Annotated in this window: 15 protein-coding genes; 8 read left to right on the top strand and 7 right to left on the bottom strand. The window is 69.3% G+C overall.

Going from position 1 to position 17,199, the window contains the following annotated elements; all coding sequences use genetic code 11:
• Nucleotides 1-171: 171 nt before the first annotated feature.
• Complete coding sequence (locus CEK66_RS09080; protein WP_152236695.1) at nucleotides 172-1,143, bottom strand: aldo/keto reductase; 972 nt, start codon at nucleotides 1,141-1,143, stop codon at nucleotides 172-174.
• A gap of 229 nt (nucleotides 1,144-1,372) precedes the next feature.
• Here CEK66_RS09080 and CEK66_RS09075 point away from each other — a divergent pair, with 229 nt between their 5' ends.
• From CEK66_RS09075 to CEK66_RS09055, 5 genes are all read left to right on the top strand, one after another.
• Nucleotides 1,373-2,671 (top strand): nucleoside transporter C-terminal domain-containing protein, encoded by a 1,299-nt coding sequence (locus tag CEK66_RS09075; RefSeq protein WP_017911618.1) that lies wholly within the window; start codon nucleotides 1,373-1,375, stop codon nucleotides 2,669-2,671.
• 67 nt (nucleotides 2,672-2,738) lie between these two features.
• On the top strand, nucleotides 2,739-3,692 hold the full coding sequence (locus CEK66_RS09070) for a ribokinase (RefSeq protein WP_152236694.1): 954 nt from the start codon (nucleotides 2,739-2,741) through the stop codon (nucleotides 3,690-3,692).
• Between the two features lie 94 nt (nucleotides 3,693-3,786).
• Nucleotides 3,787-4,392 (top strand): DUF4893 domain-containing protein, encoded by a 606-nt coding sequence (locus CEK66_RS09065; protein ID WP_152236693.1) that lies wholly within the window; start codon nucleotides 3,787-3,789, stop codon nucleotides 4,390-4,392.
• A 54-nt stretch (nucleotides 4,393-4,446) separates the two neighbouring features.
• The gene (dusB, locus tag CEK66_RS09060; RefSeq protein ID WP_152236692.1) at nucleotides 4,447-5,445 is read left to right on the top strand and encodes a tRNA dihydrouridine synthase DusB; all 999 of its coding nucleotides are present in this window, start codon (nucleotides 4,447-4,449) and stop codon (nucleotides 5,443-5,445) included.
• A gap of 23 nt (nucleotides 5,446-5,468) precedes the next feature.
• Nucleotides 5,469-6,296 (top strand): class I SAM-dependent methyltransferase, encoded by an 828-nt coding sequence (locus CEK66_RS09055; protein ID WP_152236691.1) that lies wholly within the window; start codon nucleotides 5,469-5,471, stop codon nucleotides 6,294-6,296.
• Nucleotides 6,297-6,542: 246 nt separating this feature from the next.
• Here the strand turns inward: CEK66_RS09055 and CEK66_RS09050 are convergent, their stop codons facing one another.
• The gene (locus tag CEK66_RS09050) at nucleotides 6,543-7,229 is read right to left on the bottom strand and encodes a hypothetical protein (RefSeq protein WP_152236690.1); all 687 of its coding nucleotides are present in this window, start codon (nucleotides 7,227-7,229) and stop codon (nucleotides 6,543-6,545) included.
• A 324-nt stretch (nucleotides 7,230-7,553) separates the two neighbouring features.
• Nucleotides 7,554-8,567 carry a metal-dependent hydrolase gene (locus tag CEK66_RS09045; RefSeq protein WP_226978547.1) on the bottom strand — a complete coding sequence of 338 codons (1,014 nt, stop codon included), beginning with the start codon at nucleotides 8,565-8,567 and terminating at the stop codon, nucleotides 7,554-7,556.
• Here CEK66_RS09045 and CEK66_RS20600 point away from each other — a divergent pair.
• Nucleotides 8,454-8,843, top strand: coding sequence for a hypothetical protein (locus CEK66_RS20600; RefSeq protein WP_226978549.1), 390 nt, complete (start codon nucleotides 8,454-8,456; stop codon nucleotides 8,841-8,843). The genes CEK66_RS09045 and CEK66_RS20600 overlap by 114 nt on opposite strands.
• A 98-nt stretch (nucleotides 8,844-8,941) precedes the next feature.
• Here CEK66_RS20600 and CEK66_RS09040 read toward each other — a convergent pair whose 3' ends face one another.
• On the bottom strand, nucleotides 8,942-9,595 hold the full coding sequence (locus CEK66_RS09040; RefSeq protein ID WP_019800194.1) for a hypothetical protein: 654 nt from the start codon (nucleotides 9,593-9,595) through the stop codon (nucleotides 8,942-8,944).
• Nucleotides 9,596-9,958: 363 nt separating this feature from the next.
• On the opposite strand from CEK66_RS09040, the gene CEK66_RS09035 reads away from it, so the two are divergent.
• Nucleotides 9,959-10,345, top strand: coding sequence for a hypothetical protein (locus CEK66_RS09035; protein ID WP_152236688.1), 387 nt, complete (start codon nucleotides 9,959-9,961; stop codon nucleotides 10,343-10,345).
• 66 nt (nucleotides 10,346-10,411) lie between these two features.
• Here CEK66_RS09035 and CEK66_RS09030 read toward each other — a convergent pair whose 3' ends face one another.
• From CEK66_RS09030 to CEK66_RS09020, 3 genes are all read right to left on the bottom strand, one after another.
• Complete coding sequence (locus CEK66_RS09030; protein ID WP_193312610.1) at nucleotides 10,412-12,382, bottom strand: tetratricopeptide repeat protein; 1,971 nt, start codon at nucleotides 12,380-12,382, stop codon at nucleotides 10,412-10,414.
• Between the two features lie 615 nt (nucleotides 12,383-12,997).
• Nucleotides 12,998-13,816 (bottom strand): UDP-2,3-diacylglucosamine diphosphatase, encoded by an 819-nt coding sequence (locus CEK66_RS09025; RefSeq protein WP_152236686.1) that lies wholly within the window; start codon nucleotides 13,814-13,816, stop codon nucleotides 12,998-13,000.
• Nucleotides 13,813-15,528, bottom strand: coding sequence for a GNAT family N-acyltransferase (locus tag CEK66_RS09020; protein ID WP_193312609.1), 1,716 nt, complete (start codon nucleotides 15,526-15,528; stop codon nucleotides 13,813-13,815). Before CEK66_RS09020 ends, CEK66_RS09025 begins: the two co-directional genes overlap by 4 nt.
• Nucleotides 15,529-15,734: 206 nt before the next feature.
• Between CEK66_RS09020 and metK the strand changes: the two genes are divergently transcribed.
• Nucleotides 15,735-16,946, top strand: a complete 1,212-nt coding sequence (gene metK / locus CEK66_RS09015; RefSeq protein ID WP_010342184.1) for a methionine adenosyltransferase — start codon at nucleotides 15,735-15,737, stop codon at nucleotides 16,944-16,946.
• Nucleotides 16,947-17,199 lie beyond the last annotated feature (253 nt).

The following is a 17,199-nucleotide window of genomic DNA, read 5'->3' as shown; positions in this document are numbered from 1 at the left end:
TGCATCGAGATGATAATGATTCTCAATACTTAATCAAGACCCATTCTCGCCCGATTCGATTCGCAATCCCGATCGAAATACCGACCACGAAAGATTCCAAAGATCGTTACGCACCATCGCTCTCGCCACCGCGCCGCCGCTGCACTACGGCGGCGCAAGCGCATGCCGTCGTCAGCGCACCGCGGCGTCGACCCGTTCCCACCACGCCGCGTCGTCGCGCGCGGCCAGTTCCAGCGCGGCCAGGTTCTCCAGCAGCTGCGACACCCGGCTGGCGCCGAGGATCACCGTGGAGACGTGCGGGTTGCGCAGGCACCAGGCGATCGCCAGCGACGCCGGCGCCACGCCCTCGGCCGCGGCCAGCGCGGTGAAGGCGCGCGCGCGCTCGATGCGGCGCTGCGCCGGCGGCCCGATCACATCCTGCTGCAGCCAGGCATTGCGCTCCTGGCCAAGCCGCGAGGCCGGATCGATGCCGTCGTTGTACTTGCCGGTCAGCAGGCCCGAGGCCAGCGGCGACCAGATGGTGGTACCCAGGCCGAGCTCGGCGTACAGCGGCGCGTACTCCTGCTCGACGCGCGCGCGATGCAGCAGGTTGTACTGCGGCTGCTCCATCGACGGCCCATGCAGGCCCAGCGCACGCGCCACCTGCGCCGCCTCGCGGATGCGCTCGGCCGGCCACTCGGAGGTGCCCCAGTACAGCACCTTGCCCTGGCGGATCAGCGCGTCCATCGCGCGCACGGTTTCCTCCACCGGCGTGTCCGGATCGGGGCGGTGGCAGTAGTACAGATCCAGATACTCCACCCGCAGCCGCTTGAGCGCCGCATGGCAGGCGTCGGTGACGTGCTTGCGCGAGAGCCCGCGCTGGGTGGGGCGCGGCGACTCGACGGCGCCGAAGTAGACCTTGCTGGACACGCAGAAGCCGTCGCGCGGCAGCCGCAGGTCGGCGATCACGTCGCCCATCACCTGCTCGGCGCGGCCGTGCGCATAGACCTCTGCGTTGTCGAAGAAGTTGATGCCGTGGTCCCAGGCGGCGGCGATCAGGTTGCGCGCTTCGTCGCGGCCGGTCTGCCCGCCGAAGTTGATCCAGGCGCCGAACGACAGCGCCGACAGTTGCAGCCCGGTGGCACCGAGGCGACGGTATTGCATGGCAACTCCTCCTGCTGAGCGAACCCGCGGCACGGCCGGCGGGCGGCCGCACAGTGTAGCGGCGCTGCCGCGAGGCACCGTCGGCATCGCCGCACCTGCGGCAGCGGGGCGCCTGCTCTTCCGAATCCCCAATCCCCACTCCCGAATCCCCGACTGAACACCGCTCGCCTTGCCGGCCGTCACCCCCTGCACTAGGCTTCCCGTCTTTGGTCGGGGACCGGGGACGCAGATGGTCGAGGGATTGGGAAGGATCGGCTTCGGCCTGTTCGGTTTGGCGGTGTTGATCGGGATCACCTGGCTGTTCTCCAACAACCGCCGGGCGGTGGACTGGAAGCTGGTCGCGACCGGCCTGGTCCTGCAGATCGGGTTCGCCTCGCTGGTGCTGCTGGTCCCGGGCGGCCGTGAGGTGTTCGACTGGCTCGGCCAGGTGTTCGTCAAGGTGCTGAGCTTCGTCAACGAAGGCTCCAGCTTCATCTTCGGCAGCCTGCTCGACACCAAGACCTACGGCTTCATCTTCGCCTTCCAGGTGCTGCCGACCATCATCTTCTTCTCCGCGCTGATGGGCGTGTTGTACCACCTGGGGGTGATGCAGGCGGTGGTGCGGGTGATGGCCTGGGCGATCACCAAGGTGATGCGCGTGTCCGGCGCCGAGACCACCAGCGTCTGCGCCAGCGTGTTCATCGGCCAGACCGAGGCGCCGCTGACGGTGCGTCCGTACATCCCGCGCATGACCGAGTCCGAGCTGCTGACGATGATGATCGGCGGCATGGCGCACATCGCCGGCGGCGTGCTGGCGGCCTACGTGGGCATGCTCGGCGGCGGCGACCCGGCGCAGCAGGCGTTCTATGCCAAGCATCTGCTGGCGGCCAGCATCATGGCCGCGCCGGCGACGCTGGTGGTGGCCAAGCTGCTGATCCCGGAAACCGGCACGCCGCTGACCCGCGGCACGGTCAAGATGGAAGTGGAGAAGACCACCAGCAACGTGATCGACGCCGCCGCCGCCGGCGCCGGCGACGGCCTGCGCCTGGCGCTGAACATCGGCGCGATGCTGCTGGCGTTCATCGCCCTGATCGCGCTGGTCAATGCGCCACTGACCTGGATCGGCGACGTCACCGGCCTGGCCAGCGTGATCGGCCGCCCGACCAACCTGTCCACCATCTTCGGCTACGTGCTGGCGCCGGTGGCCTGGGTGATCGGCACGCCGTGGCCGGATGCGACCACGGTCGGTTCGCTGATCGGCCAGAAGGTGGTCATCAATGAGTTCGTCGCGTATACCGAGCTGTCGCGTATCGTCCAGGGCCAGGTGCCGGGCGTGAGCCTGAGCGCGGAAGGCCGGCTGGTCGCCACCTACGCGCTGTGCGGCTTCGCCAACTTCAGTTCGATCGCGATCCAGATCGGCGGCATCGGCGGCCTGGCCCCCGAGCGCCGCCACGACCTGGCCCGCTTCGGCCTGCGTGCGGTGCTGGGCGGCTCGATCGCGACCTTCATGACCGCGACCATCGCCGGGGTGCTGTCGCACTTCGCCTGATCCGGCCGCGGCATCCGCCGCACCCATCTTTCTTTTTTCAGTTCCAGTCGAGAAGCAGTACATGCCTATGAGTTCGGTCATCGTCGTCGGTTCGTTCAATGTCGACCATGTGTGGCGGTGCGAGAATCTGCCCGCACCGGGGGCGACCATCGCCGGCCGCTACAGCACCGGCCCCGGCGGCAAGGGCTTCAACCAGGCGGTGGCGGCGGCGCGTGCCGGCGCGCGCACCAGCTTCGTCTGCGCGCTCGGCGACGACGCCGGCGGCGCGATGGCGCGCGGCCTGGCCGCGCAGGACGGTATCGCCCTGGTCGCCGAGGCCCGCAGCGAGCCGACCGGCACCGGCGGCATCTACGTCGACGGCCACGGCCGCAACACCATCGTCATCGGCGCCGGCGCCAACGCCGCGCTGAGCCTGGACTTCGTGCAGGCGCAGCGTCCGCTGCTGGGCTCGGCGCGGGTGCTGCTGGCGCAGCTGGAATCGCCGATCGAGACCATCGAGGGCACCCTGGCGCTGGCCCGCGAGGCTGGCCTGACCACGGTGCTCAACGCCGCCCCGGCCAACGCGCAGACCAGCATCGGCCTGCTCAAGCTGGCCGACGTGCTGACCCCCAACGAAACCGAGTTCGCCGCCCTGCTCGCCCGCCATGTCGGCGTGCGCGTGGACGCCGACGACGTCGCCGCCACCGATGGCGGCAGCCTGCACGCGCTGTGCCGCAAGCTGCTGCCGGGCGGCACCGTGGTGGTGACGCTGGGCGCGGTCGGTGCGTTCATCTCGCACCCCGAGGAGCGCCTGCTCGGCGACACCCAGCCCTACTACCGGATCGGCGCCGAAACCGCGCATACCGTGGACACCACCGGTGCCGGCGACGCCTTCAACGGCGCCCTGGTGGCGTCGCTGGCGCAGTCGCCGAACGCCGCGTTCGCTACCCATGTGCGCTTCGCCAACCACTACGCGGCGCGCTCCACCGAGGCCGAAGGCGCGGCGGCATCGATGCCGCGGCTGACGCCCGAGGCCGGCTGAGCGATCGGCGCGACGGCGCCGGCCGTCGCCGTTGCCTGCCATCACAAACCAGCGCCGGCGCTGCGCCGGCCACGCATCCGACAAGGAGTTGCCGATGCCCCGCCGTTCCGTCATCCCGTTCGCCGCGCTGTGCGCACTGCTGCTCCCGTTGTCCGCCGCCGCGGCACCGCACTGCGACTGGAACAGCCTGGCCGCCGACGCCGACCGCGCCGCGGTGACCGTCTCCGCCGAACGCCTGCAGCAGGTGATCGCGGCGCATTACGACGATGCCGAGCAGGAAAAGGGCGCGGCGCTGGCGCGCAGCCTGCTGCAGCGCGCGCAGACGCCGCAGCAGCCCGGCAAGCTGGAGGGCCGCTGGAAGGTGCGCTCGATCCAGATCGACCCGCACTTCGCCTACGCCTATCCCTACTTCAAGGCCGAGATCCGCCGCGATCCCTGCGGCTACCACCTGAGCAAGACCAGCGGCTCGCAGCGCCGCAGCGGCACGCTGTATCCGCTGTCCGCCGGCAGCCATGAGCTGGCCTTCCTCGGCGCAAGCACGGTCAACGACGAGCCGGAAGCGGCCTACGCGCCCGGCCATGCCTCCGACGGCACGCACGGCAACAGCGTCGGCCGCCTGGTCGCGCTGGGCCCGAACGAACTGCTGCTGATCCTGGACGGCAAGGACAATGGCTTCGAGCTGTACCAGCTGATGCGCTGACGGCCGCGCGGGCCGCCCGGCCCGCCAGCGCATGCGCCCCGCTACACTACGCGCATGCGTATCGGCCCCTACACGATCGAACCGAAGGTGATCCTGGCACCGATGGCCGGGGTCACCGACAAGCCGTTCCGGCTGCTGTGCAAGCGGCTGGGCGCGGGCCTGGCCGTGTCGGAAATGACCATTTCCGATCCGCGCTTCTGGCAGACCCGCAAGTCGCTGCAGCGCATGGACCACGCCGGCGAGCCGGACCCGGTCAGCGTGCAGATCGCCGGCACCGAACCGCAGCAACTGGCCGAGGCCGCGCGCTACAACGCCGACCACGGCGCGCAACTGATCGACATCAACATGGGCTGCCCGGCGAAGAAGGTCTGCAACGCCTGGGCCGGCTCGGCGCTGATGCGCGACGAGGCGCTGGTGGCGCGCATCCTCAGCGCGGTGGTGAAGGCCTCGCCGGTGCCGGTGACGCTGAAGATCCGCACCGGCTGGGACGGCGACCACCGCAACGGCCCGGTCATCGCGCGCATCGCCGAAGACTGCGGCATCGCCGCGCTGGCGGTGCACGGGCGCACCCGCGATCAGCACTACAGCGGCCAGGCCGAATACGCCACCATCGCCCGGATCAAGGCGATGCTGCACATCCCGGTGATCGCCAACGGCGACATCGACTCGCCGCAGAAGGCGGCACAGGTGCTGGCCGCAACCGGCGCCGACGCGGTGATGGTCGGTCGCGCGGCGCAGGGCCGGCCATGGATCTTCGGCGAGATCGCGCACTACCTGGCCACCGGCGAACTGCGTCCAGCGCCGTCGCTGACGTTCGTCCGCGACACCCTGCTCGGCCACCTGCAGGCCCTGCATGATTTCTACGGCGAGGCGCAGGGCGTGCGTATCGCCCGCAAGCACCTGGGCTGGTACGCCAAGGATCGACCCGAGAACGCCGCGTTCCGCGCCGTGGTCAACCGCGCCGAGAGCGCGCAGGCGCAACTGGCGCTGACCGCCCACTACTTCGACGCGCTGATCGCCGGCGTGCCACCGGCCTTGTCCGCCGCCGCCTGACGTCTTCTCCCTGGAGCACCGCCATGCGCTCGCCTCCCGACAGCCCGACCTACCTGCACGGCTATTCCGATACCGAGCAGGCGCGCCTGCTGAAACAGGCGCGCTTGCTGGAAGCCACCCTGTTCAACCAGATCGACTACACCGGCGCGCGGCGCCTGCTCGAAGTGGGCAGCGGCGTCGGTGCGCAGACCGAAGTGCTGCTACGGCGTTTCCCGGAGCTGCACGTCACCGGCATCGACCTGAGCGAGGCGCAACTGCAGGCCGCGCGCGACAACCTGCAGCGCATGCCCTGGTGCCAGGACCGCTACACGCTGCAGCAGGCCGATGCCGGCGACCTGCCGTTCCAGCCGCGCAGCTTCGATGCGGCGTTCCTGTGCTGGGTGCTGGAGCACGTACCGTCGCCGTCGCGGGTACTCAGCGAAGTGCGGCGCGTGCTGGCGCCGGGATCGCCGGTGTACGTGACCGAGGTGATGAACGCCTCGTTCCTGCTGCATCCGTACTCGCCGAACGTATGGCGCTACTGGATGGCGTTCAACGACTTCCAGTACGACCATGGCGGCGACCCGTTCGTCGGCGCCAAGCTCGGCAACCTGCTGCTGGCCGGCGGCTATCGCGACGTCAGCACGCAGATCAAGACCCTGCACCTGGACAACCGCGAACCGGCGCGGCGCAAGACCATGATCGGGTTCTGGGAAGAACTGCTGCTGTCGGCGGCCGAACGGCTGCTGCAGGCCGGCGCGGTGGATGCGGAGACCGTGGCCGGCATGCGCCGGGAAATGGCGCAGGTGCAGAGCGACCCGGACGCGGTGTTCTTCTATTCGTTCGTGCAGGCGCACGCGACGGTGTATTGAGCGGCGTTGACGGCGGTGCTGGTGAAGCCTGCGTATCGAGCGGCGATCGCGACGTTGCCGGGCGAAGCCACGTTTGCTGGCGATGCGGGACGGCTTGGCTCAGTCTCCCCCAGAAGCCCGGATCAACGCGGCGCCTGCACACCCGACTAGTGGCAACATGGCCCGCATTCTCTTTTTGATGAAAAGGCGTCCCCATTGGGAACGCCTTTCTTTATCTGCACTACCTGAAGCAGCTTAGGGGAGGCACTATTGGTAGGCGTAGAGCGGGAAATATCCCTGTGAAGCAAGTACATGAAACGCTGCGCGCGAGGTGGCAGCACCCAACTCGCCGTCACGAAACACAAAGTAACCGACTGCATCGCACGCTGAGACAAACAACCAGCCCTGGTTCGGGTCGGGAGACGCAGCGTATTTCGCCGTGGTGCCGGCCGCGAATTTGGACCAGTAGCGCGCGGAGTGTCTGAGCACGCTCAGCCCGCCCAGCACCAGCGCGCCGTTCTTCGACTTGGAATCAAGCCGTGCGATGCCTTCCCGTTCCAATTCCTCGAATTGCAACGCCGCCGCGTCCAGGCTCCCGGCGTTCTGCACGATCTGCTCCATGCGCACGATGAACGAGAACTCGTAGGCACTGAGCGCCTGGCGTAGCCCGGCCAGGCTCTCGGTCATCGGCCGGGTCGGATCGATCGCATCGATCATGGGCTTGCGCGTGGCGATGAAGCGCTCCAGCGGCATGCCGGGATCGTAGCCGCACTTCTCGACCAGGACAGCGAGGTCCTCGTCGGGCGAGTCCTTGGTATCCATCAGGCAGCCGAGGTACATGTTGTGCTTGATGCCAGCCTGGTCCATCGGGTTCTCGGCCGCTAGCGCGGGGGCGGCGCCAAAAGCACTGCCGATCAGGAGCGCGGCAGCCGCGCCAAAAAGCGTTTTGTTCATGAACATTCTCATGCAATAGATGGGAAGAGGATGGCCTAGGTCTCCAAACGTTCTTGAGGGGGGACACCTGCGAGGCGACCACCGCCGCATCGGCACACGACGCGATGCGACGGTTTCAGGCTAGGCGGGTCTGCGGCGACGCACGAGGGCGAAACCGGGTCGCGGCGGGAACGAACCGGGTCGAATTGGCGAACTGGGCATCACCGCTGCAGTGCGGAGACGCGGCCCTGGCCTGCAGCAGGCGCTCCATGATCGAAGAATTAATGCTTGCGCCAATTCGTTCCCAAATGAGGGCGCGCCATGCCTCGGTCGATTGTGCCGCGCTCAACGCGCCGCTGTCGGCACCTGCGCACCGACCGGCGCGGGCGACGCCGGTTCGACCCAGATCCGTTGCCACATCCGCGCCAGCGCTGCGCGAATTTGCCCACGCGCCTCCGGCGCCCGGTAGGCGGCCTGCAACTGCCGCGGAGGAATCGCATCCCAGCCGTCGCCGCGCTGCCGCGCCACCGCGAAGTTGAAGTTGTAGTCCGGCTCCAGGCCCATGCGCAGATCACTGAGCACCAGTTCGCCATCCTTGACCTGCGCGCGCATGAAGCCGCGGTTGAACCAGCTCAATCGCTGCACCGCCGGCAGCTCGCGCACCTGCGCCAGCGCCTGGGTGTTGGAGGGATAGCCCTGGAAGCGCATCGGCCAGCGATCGGCGACCAGCGAACGCTCGCCGATCACGTAGCCGCTCGGGGTCATCGCCACCACCCGCCACAGCAGCGTGTTGAACGGCATCGGCACCGAGAAGCGCGGCGCCTGCGCCAGGCCCATCGCCGCCAGCGCACGGTCGGCCTCGCGGTCGACCAGATGCTTCGCCAGCAGCGACCAGCCCAGGTAGGCGCTGCTCAGCAACAACCCGGCCAGCAAGGCCTGCTGCGCCACGCGGCGCGCACGCGCGAACCAGGCAATGACGCAGGCCAGCAGCAGCCACAGCGTGTAGGCGGGATCGATGATGAACACGCTCGACCACATCGTCGGCGGCGGCCGCAGCGGCCACCACAGCTGGGTGCCGTAGACGGTGAACGCATCCAGCAGCGGATGGGTGATCAGCGCGAGTTGGATCGCCCAGAACCAGCGGCGTGGCGCCTCGGCGACCCGCCCATGGCCGAAGCGGCGCAACAGCCACCAGATCAGCCAGCCGAGCAGCGGCAGCACGAACAGCGAATGGCTGACGCTGCGATGCACCGTCATCAACGTGACGGGATCGCGGGTCAGCGGCAGAAGGATCAGCGAATCGAGGTCGGGCAAGGTGCCAAGCGCGGCACCCGCAAGCAGAGCCGCGCGCCGATGCACAGCCGGCGCGATGACGGCGGCAATGGCACCGCCGAGGACGATCTGAGTAAGGGAATCCATCGGCCGATGCTAGCAGCGATGCGGCGCGAGGCGCGCCGCGGCGGTAGCGTTCGTCGTGACAGTCCGCTGGCTTCCCTAGAGATCGTTGGCGCGCCAATTCGCGGAAGCATCGACCGCGGCACGCTGTCGCGTGGCGTGCGTCAGCAGCCAGTGCCGCGGCTGAAACCGCTCCTGCAAAGCTCCCACACCGTGTCGGGCCGGACGGTTGCCGGGTAAGGCAGGCACCATCCACATACGCCCGACAACGCCGCACAGGCAAGGCGCCCCTTCCGGGACGCCTTGCCATTTTCCTGTACGCCGCTGGGATCAACCGCTCACTTGAACCAGCCGTGGACGACGTTGGAGACGGTCGCCGCCGTGCCGATGTTGTGCGAGGCGAGATAGCCGACCACGTCCGAACCGATGGTGGCCAGCCATTTCCAGAACCCCTTCTTCGCGGTGGCGCCAGCCGGGGACTCCCCCTGCTCTGCCGCATACTTGGACCAATACTGAGTGGAGTGCCTGGCCACGCTCAGTCCGCCCAGGATCAGCGCACCATTCTGCGATTTCGGATCGAGCCGCGCGATGGCCTCCCGCTCCAGTTCCTCGAACTGCACCGCCGCCGCGTCCAGGTCCTCGGCGTTCTGCACGATCTGGTCCATCCGCTCGATGAACGAGTATTCGTAGGCACTCAGCTGCTGGCGCAGCCCGGCCAGGTTTTCGGTCATCGGCCGGGTCGGGTCGACCGCGTCGACGATGGGCTGCTGCGTGGCGACGAAGCGTTCCAGCGGCACGCCGGGGGCGTAGCCGCACTTCTTGACCAGCAGGGTCAGCGCGTCTTCGGCCGTGGCATTCAGGTCCATCAGGCAGCCCAGGTACATGTTGTGCTGGATGCCGGCCTGGTCGACCGGATTTTCGGCCGCCAGCGCAGGGGCGCCGACGACACTGCCCGCCAGCAGAGCGGTTGCGACAAGGAGCTTCTTCTTCATGAGCGTTCTCTCGCTATATGGAAGTGACTGGAGATGGCTGGGGTGCGTGGATCGCCCCCGGGGGATGGCCACCGCCGCATCGGCACACGCTGCGATCCGGCGATTCCAGGCTAGGCAGCGCGTCGGCGCGGCACGAGGGCGAAGCCGGGCTGCCCATGGAATGAACCGGGTCGGATTGGCGACGCCGTGACAGGCGGAGCGACTGCACAGGAGCGCGCCTCGTGCCTGCGGCACAGATGCCACGGCCGAAAAATCAAGGATTTAGGTGAATTTATTCCCGGTCTATACCCGCGGATGCGCTGGAATCCGCACCGCCGCCATTCGTAGGCTGCAGGTCTCTTCCCTGCGCGTTGCGAGGTTCCCATGCCCACCCACCGTTCCCTCTTCCATGCCGTCCTCGTCGCGGCGCTGCTTGCACTGCCCCTGGCCGCCCACGGCCACGACACCCTGCCGCCGGACTGGTGCCTGGAGCAGGACCAGGAACCGGAGGTGGTGGTGAAGTTCGATTTCGACGGCGAGCAGTTGCGGCAGACGATGGACAAGTGCGGCGTGGTCGACAGCCACGAGCCCTACACGAACACGCTGAACACCATCGCCGCCTATTGCGAGGTGGTGGCGCCGTCGCGATCGGCCAAGCCCATCGTGCTCGGCCCGACGACCTTCCTGGCCCGCGACCACCACAGCAGCTACCGCATGGAACACGGCTTGAAGGGCGCCTGCGTGGTCTGCCCGGCCAAGCGCGGGCGCTGACGCGCCATGCAGGCGCGCTCGCCGCTCAGCGCGGCCGACAATCGCCAGCAGGGATGCCAGGCGCGCTCAGCCGAGCGCGTCCCGGCGGGTATAGGCCAGCACGGTGTCGATCCTGGACTGCAGCGCGGCGCGCTCTTCTGCCGAGATTCCTTCACAGTGCGCGAGCACGAAGTAGGCCGAGCGCAGCACGTCCCGCCAGCGCGGGTTGCTGGGCAATTTGGAGACCGCCAGGTAGCGCTCCATCGCCCGCGCACGCAGGCGGCCGTCGTCGATGTTCACGCGCCAGATCCGGCTGCGCTCGGCCAACTCCAGGCGACCGGTCGCGGTGGCGCGCTCCCAGGTGTCGATGACCGCCAGCATCAGGTCGACCAGCGCGCGCCGGAAGGCATCGCGCAACGCAGGCGCGGCGGCCTCCGCTGGCGTGTGCTCGGCCTGCGCGGTGTCCGCCACCGCGCCACGGTCGCGTTCCTGCAGGCCAAGGACGACCAGCCCATCGCCGCCGCGCCAGGGCGTGAAGGTCACGGCGAGCGGCGTGCCATGCCGTGCGACGATCTCCAGGCGTTGCGCGGCGCTGTCCTCCATCCGCTCCAGCGCCGCCTGCAACGCCGGGCGGTCGCCCTCGGCAACGCAGGCGAACACTGGCTGCCCGACCGGTTCGGCGTCGTCCGCGCCGCCGAGCAGCAGGCGGCCGGCACGATTGGTGGCCAGGACCTGGCCTTCGGCATCGAGCAGGCACAGCGCGTCCTCGCGGCTGTCGAGCAGGGTCTGCAGCAGGCTGCGATCCTCGGCCAGCGCGTCCGCCTCTCGCCGATAGCGGGCCAGTTGCTCCTCGTGGCGGACCTGCCGTGCGGCTTGCAGCAAACGTTCGCGCTGGCGGCGACGCTGCAGCCACAGCCAGAGGCCGAGCGCGGCGGCGACGCCGGACACCAATGCCAGCCACAGCAGCAACGTGCGTTGGCGCAGCTGGACCTGGCGCAGGCGGTTCTCGCTTTGCAGGGCATCGATGGTGCGCTGCTTTTCGGCGGTGTCGAAGCGGATCCGCAGCCAGTCCAACTGGCGATCGTGCTGCGCGCGGACCAGCGCCGCGGCCTCCGCATTCGCGCGCCGCAGCGTGGCGATGGCCGCGGCCGTATCGCCACTGCTTTCCTGCAGCCGCGCCAACTCCTCCAGCAACGGCACCCGCACCGGATCGCCGCCGGCGGCCGCCGCCAGCGCCGCGCGCAGGCGGGCCGCGGCGGCGGCCGCGTTGCCTTCGAGGCGGGCGGTCCGCGCCAGCTGCAACTGCAGCGCGGACGGCAGCGGCAGCGCCCATGCCTCGGCGAGCGCCAGCGCACTGGAACTCCAGCGCTGCGCCTGCGCGATGTCGCCGAGCGCCAATGCCGCGCGGATCAGGCCATCGTGCACACGCAATTCGTACACGCGGCGGCCCTGCGCCCGGTACACGGCAAGCGCCTCCTGCAGCCAGGCCAGCGCCTGCGGCGTGTCGCCGCTGTCGAGCGCCAGCTCGGCCATGGTTTCCTGCACGTGCGCGGCCTCGATGGCGTCGCCCTGCGCGCGGTTGGCGGCAAGCGCATCGCGGTAGTAACGCATCGCGGTGTCGGACTCGCGCAGTTCGCGATAAACGTCGGCGATATTGGTCAGCACGGACGCAGAGACCGCGCCGCGCGCGCGCTGGATGTCCAGGCTCAGCGTCAGGTTGCGCAGGGCACCGCGAAAATCGCCGAGCCGGCGCAGCGCCGCACCGACGTTGTTCAGATCGCGCGCCTCGCCCATGCGATCGTGCAGCGAGCGGGACAGCGTGGCCGCACACTCGAAGCGCGCCAGCGCCTGCGGCAGGCGTTCGCGGCGGAAATCGAGAATGCCGCGGCGGCGGGTGAGCTCGTAGCGCAAGCGCGCGCCGCCGGCATCGCCGAGGTTGGCCTGCGCGCAATCCAGCGCCTGTTCGGCGGCGTCGAAGCGGCCGCCATCGAGTTGCTGCTTGGCACGTGCGAACAACGCCTCGACCCGCGCATCGCCCGCCGAGTGCGGCGTCGACACGCCCGCCTGCTGCACGCACAGCAGCGGATCGGGAAGCGGACGCGGCGCGGCGGGCTCCGCGCAGCCATAGATCGTGTTCTGCGCAATCGCGGTCGCGCTCGCCGCGAGCAGGACGCCCAGGCACGCCCATCGCAGGCATGTCCGCGGCCACATGCCAGGCGCGGTGACGTTCGCCTGGACGGAATCGCCAGAAACGGCGGACCAGGCCAAGCCGAACCATGTCCCCATGGATCTGCGCGACCGGCCGCACGACGCCTTCCCTGGTTTCACGGTCTCCACAACTCCAGAACTGATCGGGATGCGGCGCACGCGCGCCGCAGCGACATGGATCAGCGTGACGCCCGGGCGCGAACGTGGGTTCCTGCCCGGGCATGCCACACCGACGCGTCGCAGTAGACCCGATGCCACGGCGGTGATGCACACCACACACGGCCATCGTGGAATGGCGGTCACACCGGGTTCTACGCATCCGTCCAGTGCAGGGGCGCGGGCGCCACGACCGGAGCGATCGCGAAAGGGACCACGGCACGGCGCGCAGGCGCGGCAGCAGTCGAACGCACCAATCTCCCAGTCAGCTGCCAGGCGGTGGAGCGCCGCCTGGCCAGATCGCCTGCTTCAGGCCGCGCGCGGCCAGGCCTTCTCCTGCACCAGGCGCAGGCGCGGCGGCAGTTCGCGCAGCACGTCGCCGCGGTGCGAGAGCAGGCGCAGCGTGCCGTCGGCCTCTTCGGCGAGCGCGGTGAGGTTTTCGACCCAGTCGCCGTCGTTGGCGTAGACCAGGCCGTCGCGCTCGAACAGCCCGGCGCGGTGCACGTGGCCGCAGATCACCCCGTCCAGGCCGCGGCGGCGCGCGTCGTCCAGGCCGGCAGTGACGAAGCGCTCGATGTAGCGCTCGGCGGCGCTGCTCTGCCGCTTCAGGTAGTCCGCCAGCGACCAGTAGCGCATGCCCAGGCGGCGGCGCACGCGGTTGGTCAACTGGTTGCCGGTGAGGATGCGGTAGTACAGCCAGTCGCCGAACTTCTCCTGCAGGCCGCCGAACTGGGTCACGCTGTCGTAGTCGTCGCCGTGCACCACCAGCAGGCGGCGTCCGTCGGCGGTGGCGTGCACCGCGCGCCGGCGCACCTGCATCGCCGGCAGCGCCAGCCCGCAGAAGCGGCGGATCGGCCGGTCGTGGTTGCCGGGCACGTAGATCAGTTCGGTGCCGCCGCGGGCCAGCGCGTGCAGCGCATCGACCACGCGCTGGTGCGCCGCGCTCCACACCGCGCGGCGCTGCGCCATCCACCAGAAGTCGACGATGTCGCCGACCAGGTACAGCTGGTCGCAGCGCAGGCCGCCGAGGAAATCGGCCAGCTCGCGCGCGTGGCAATGCGGCGCGCCCAGGTGCACATCGGAGACGAACACCGCGCGGCGCGGCGCCAGGCTGTTGAGCGGACTCATGCCACCACCTCTGCTTCGTTGCGGGGACGTTCGAGGTAGCGCGCGCGCTTCTTGCTGCGGATGCGCTGCAGATCCAGCTCGATCAGGCCGTCGACGGCGTCGTTGAACGCGGGATCCACGCCGAAGGCGAGGAAGCGCGCACCGCCGGGTTCGCACAGATCGGTGTACTGCTTGTAGAGCATCGGCACCGCCGCGCCCAGCGCGTCGAGGTTGCCCTTGAGCACCTTGAAGGCGGTGTCGGCGTCCAGTTCGTCGAACGCCGGCGGCGCTTCCGGATACGGGAACGGCCGCGCCGAGGCGGCCTCGCCGCTGGCGTCGCCGTAGTAGCGGGCGTAGTAGGCCACGATCTGCTCGCGCGCCGCGTACGGCAACGCGGCGCTGATCGACACCGCGCCGAACAGGTAGCGCACCTGCGGATGGTCCTGTAGATAGGCGCCGATGCCCTGCCACAGGTAGTCGATGCTGCGACTGCCCCAGTAGTCCGGCACCACGAAGCTGCGGCCCAGTTCCATGCCTGCGGCGATGCGCGGCAGCATGCCCTCGCCGTAGCGGAACAGTTCGGCGGTGTAGAAGCCGGCCAGGCCGCGCTCGGCCAGCACCGGCGCACCGCGGGCAACCCGGTAGGCGCCAACCACGCGGGTGGCGGCGCCATCCCACAGCACGATGTGTTCGTACCAGGTGTCGTAGTCGTCCAGGTCCAGGCGCCGGCCGGTGCCCTCGCCCACCGCGCGGAAGGTCAGCTCGCGCAGGCGGCCGATCTCGCGCAGCAGCGCCGAGCCGGCGCGCAGCCGGCCAACGCGGATCTGCTTGCCGTCCAGGGTATGGCCGAGGCTGCGCAGGCCTGCCACTTCCACGGCCAGTTGCGCCGGGTCCTCGGCGGCGACCAGCGCCTCCTCGCTCGGCGCGGCCTGCCCGCCGCTGCGGCCGAGCGCGTACAGCTCGCTGCGCAGGCGCCGCATCAGTTCGGCTTCGGGCAGATCCTGCGGCAGCGCGCGGGCGCGGCCCAGGCTGAGCGCGATACGGCGCTCGCGGCGGGCGAACATCTCCCGCGCCAGCAGCGCGGTGCCGGCCGGCTTGAACAGCGCCGAGGCGCCGTAGAACAGCGCCGAATTGCGCGCGTGGATACGCACCGGCAGCACCGGCGCGGCGGTGCGCAGGGCGAAGCGCAGGAAGCCGCGGCGCCAGCGCCCATCGGCGACGCCGCCCCAGCCCAGCCGCGAGACCTCGCCGGCCGGGAACACGATCACGCATTGCTCCTGCGCCAGCGCCTGCTCGATCGCCCGCACACTGGCCGGCGACGGTGCGCCGCCGAGGATGCGCACCGGCAGCAGCAGGTCGCGCAGGCCTTCCAGCGCCCACAGGAAATCGTTGGCGACGATCTTCACGTCGCGCCGCACCTGGCCCACGCAGTCCAGCAGCGCCAGCGCATCCAGCGCCCCGGAAGGATGATTGGCGACGATCAGCAGGCGCCCGCGCGCCGGGATGCACTCGGCGGCGGTCGGTGCGACCACGTAGCGGGCCTGCAGGAAATCCAGTCCGGCCTGGACCAGGGCGAACCCGCGCAGGTCGCGGTTGGCCTCCAGGAACGCGTCCAGCGCGTCCAGTCCCGACCATTTCTGCAGGCCGCGCAGCAATGGCCGGACCAGCCGCGAGCGGCGTCCGGCAAACCAGTGCGGGTAGCGGTCCTGAAGACGGCGTTCGAGTGCGAGCACGGCAAGCCCCCTTGCTGACTGTGCACAGCTTCGGCCGCGGCGGCGACACCGATCTTGCAATCTGACTACGGCAAGGTGACGGGCGCACCATGGCGCGCCAACCGGTTAACCTTGGGCAACGTCCGCCCCGGGCAGCATGCACGCCGCCCGGCGCCCGTGTATCATTCGCCTCCATCTTTTCATCCGAATACAAGGATATAGCCGCGATGTCCAGCTATCTCTTCACCTCCGAGTCGGTCTCCGAAGGCCACCCGGACAAGATCGCCGATCAGATCTCCGATGCGGTGCTCGACGCGATCCTGACCCAGGACAAGCGCGCGCGCGTGGCCTGCGAAACGCTGGTCAAGACCGGCGTGGCGATCGTCGCCGGCGAAATCACCACCAGCGCCTGGATCGATCTGGAAGCGCTGACCCGCAAGGTGATCCTGGACATCGGCTACAACAGCTCCGACGTCGGCTTCGACGGCGAGACCTGCGGCGTGCTCAACCTGATCGGCAAGCAGTCGCCGGACATCAACCAGGGCGTGGACCGCAAGAAGCCGGAAGAACAGGGCGCTGGCGACCAGGGCCTGATGTTCGGCTACGCCACCCGCGAGACCGACAGCTTCATGCCGGCCGCCATCCACCTGTCGCACCGCCTGGTCGAACAGCAGGCCAAGGTGCGCAAGAAGAAGAACTCGCCGCTGGCGTGGCTGCGCCCGGACGCCAAGAGCCAGGTCACCCTGCGCTACGAAGACGGCGTGGCGACCGCCATCGACGCGGTGGTGCTGTCCACCCAGCACGATCCGGACATCAAGCAGAAGCACCTGGTCGAGGCCGTGCGCGAGGAAATCCTCAAGCCGGTGCTGCCGGCCAAGTGGCTGCACAAGGGCACCAAGTTCCACATCAACCCGACCGGCAAGTTCGTGATCGGCGGGCCGGTGGGCGACTGCGGCCTGACCGGGCGCAAGATCATCGTCGACACCTACGGCGGCTGGGCGCGCCACGGCGGCGGTGCGTTCTCCGGCAAGGATCCGTCCAAGGTCGACCGTTCGGCCGCCTACGCCGCGCGCTACGTCGCCAAGAACGTGGTCGCCGCCGGCCTGGCCGACCGCTGCGAAGTGCAGGTGTCCTACGCCATCGGCGTGGCCGAGCCGACCTCGATCTCGGTCACCACCTTCGGCACCGGCAAGATCGCCGACGACAAGATCGAGAAGCTGATCCGCAAGCACTTCGACCTGCGTCCGTTCGGCATCATCCAGATGCTCGACCTGATCCACCCGATGTACCAGCAGACCGCCTCGTACGGCCATTTCGGCCGCACCCCGAAGGCCTTCACCTACACCGACGGCACCGGCGCCCAGCACCAGGCCACCGCGTTCTCGTGGGAGAAGACCGACCGCGCCGAGGCGCTGCGCGCGGACGCCAAGCTGAAGTAAGCCGGCCTGCCCGCGCTTGCAAGAAAGAACGGGCCGCATTGCGGCCCGTTCTGCGTTTGGGTGGTGGGAACTGGCCAGTGGCGGAAACTGGCAACGGCCATGCAGGCAGGGGTATGCCACGCCGCAGGAACGCTTCCGCGCAGGAGCGGCTTCGGCCGCGACAGGCGTTGCTTGGAACGCGCGTCGCAACGGAAGTCGTTCCGCAGGATGGACTGGGCCTCCTTGTGGGAGGGACTTCAGGGCACCTCGAACA

This window comes from Xanthomonas sp. LMG 12460, assembly GCF_009192895.1.
In the GTDB taxonomy this organism is placed as follows: Bacteria; Pseudomonadota; Gammaproteobacteria; order Xanthomonadales; family Xanthomonadaceae; genus Xanthomonas_A; species Xanthomonas_A sontii.
This window is presented reverse-complemented; position numbering and strand designations above follow the sequence as displayed.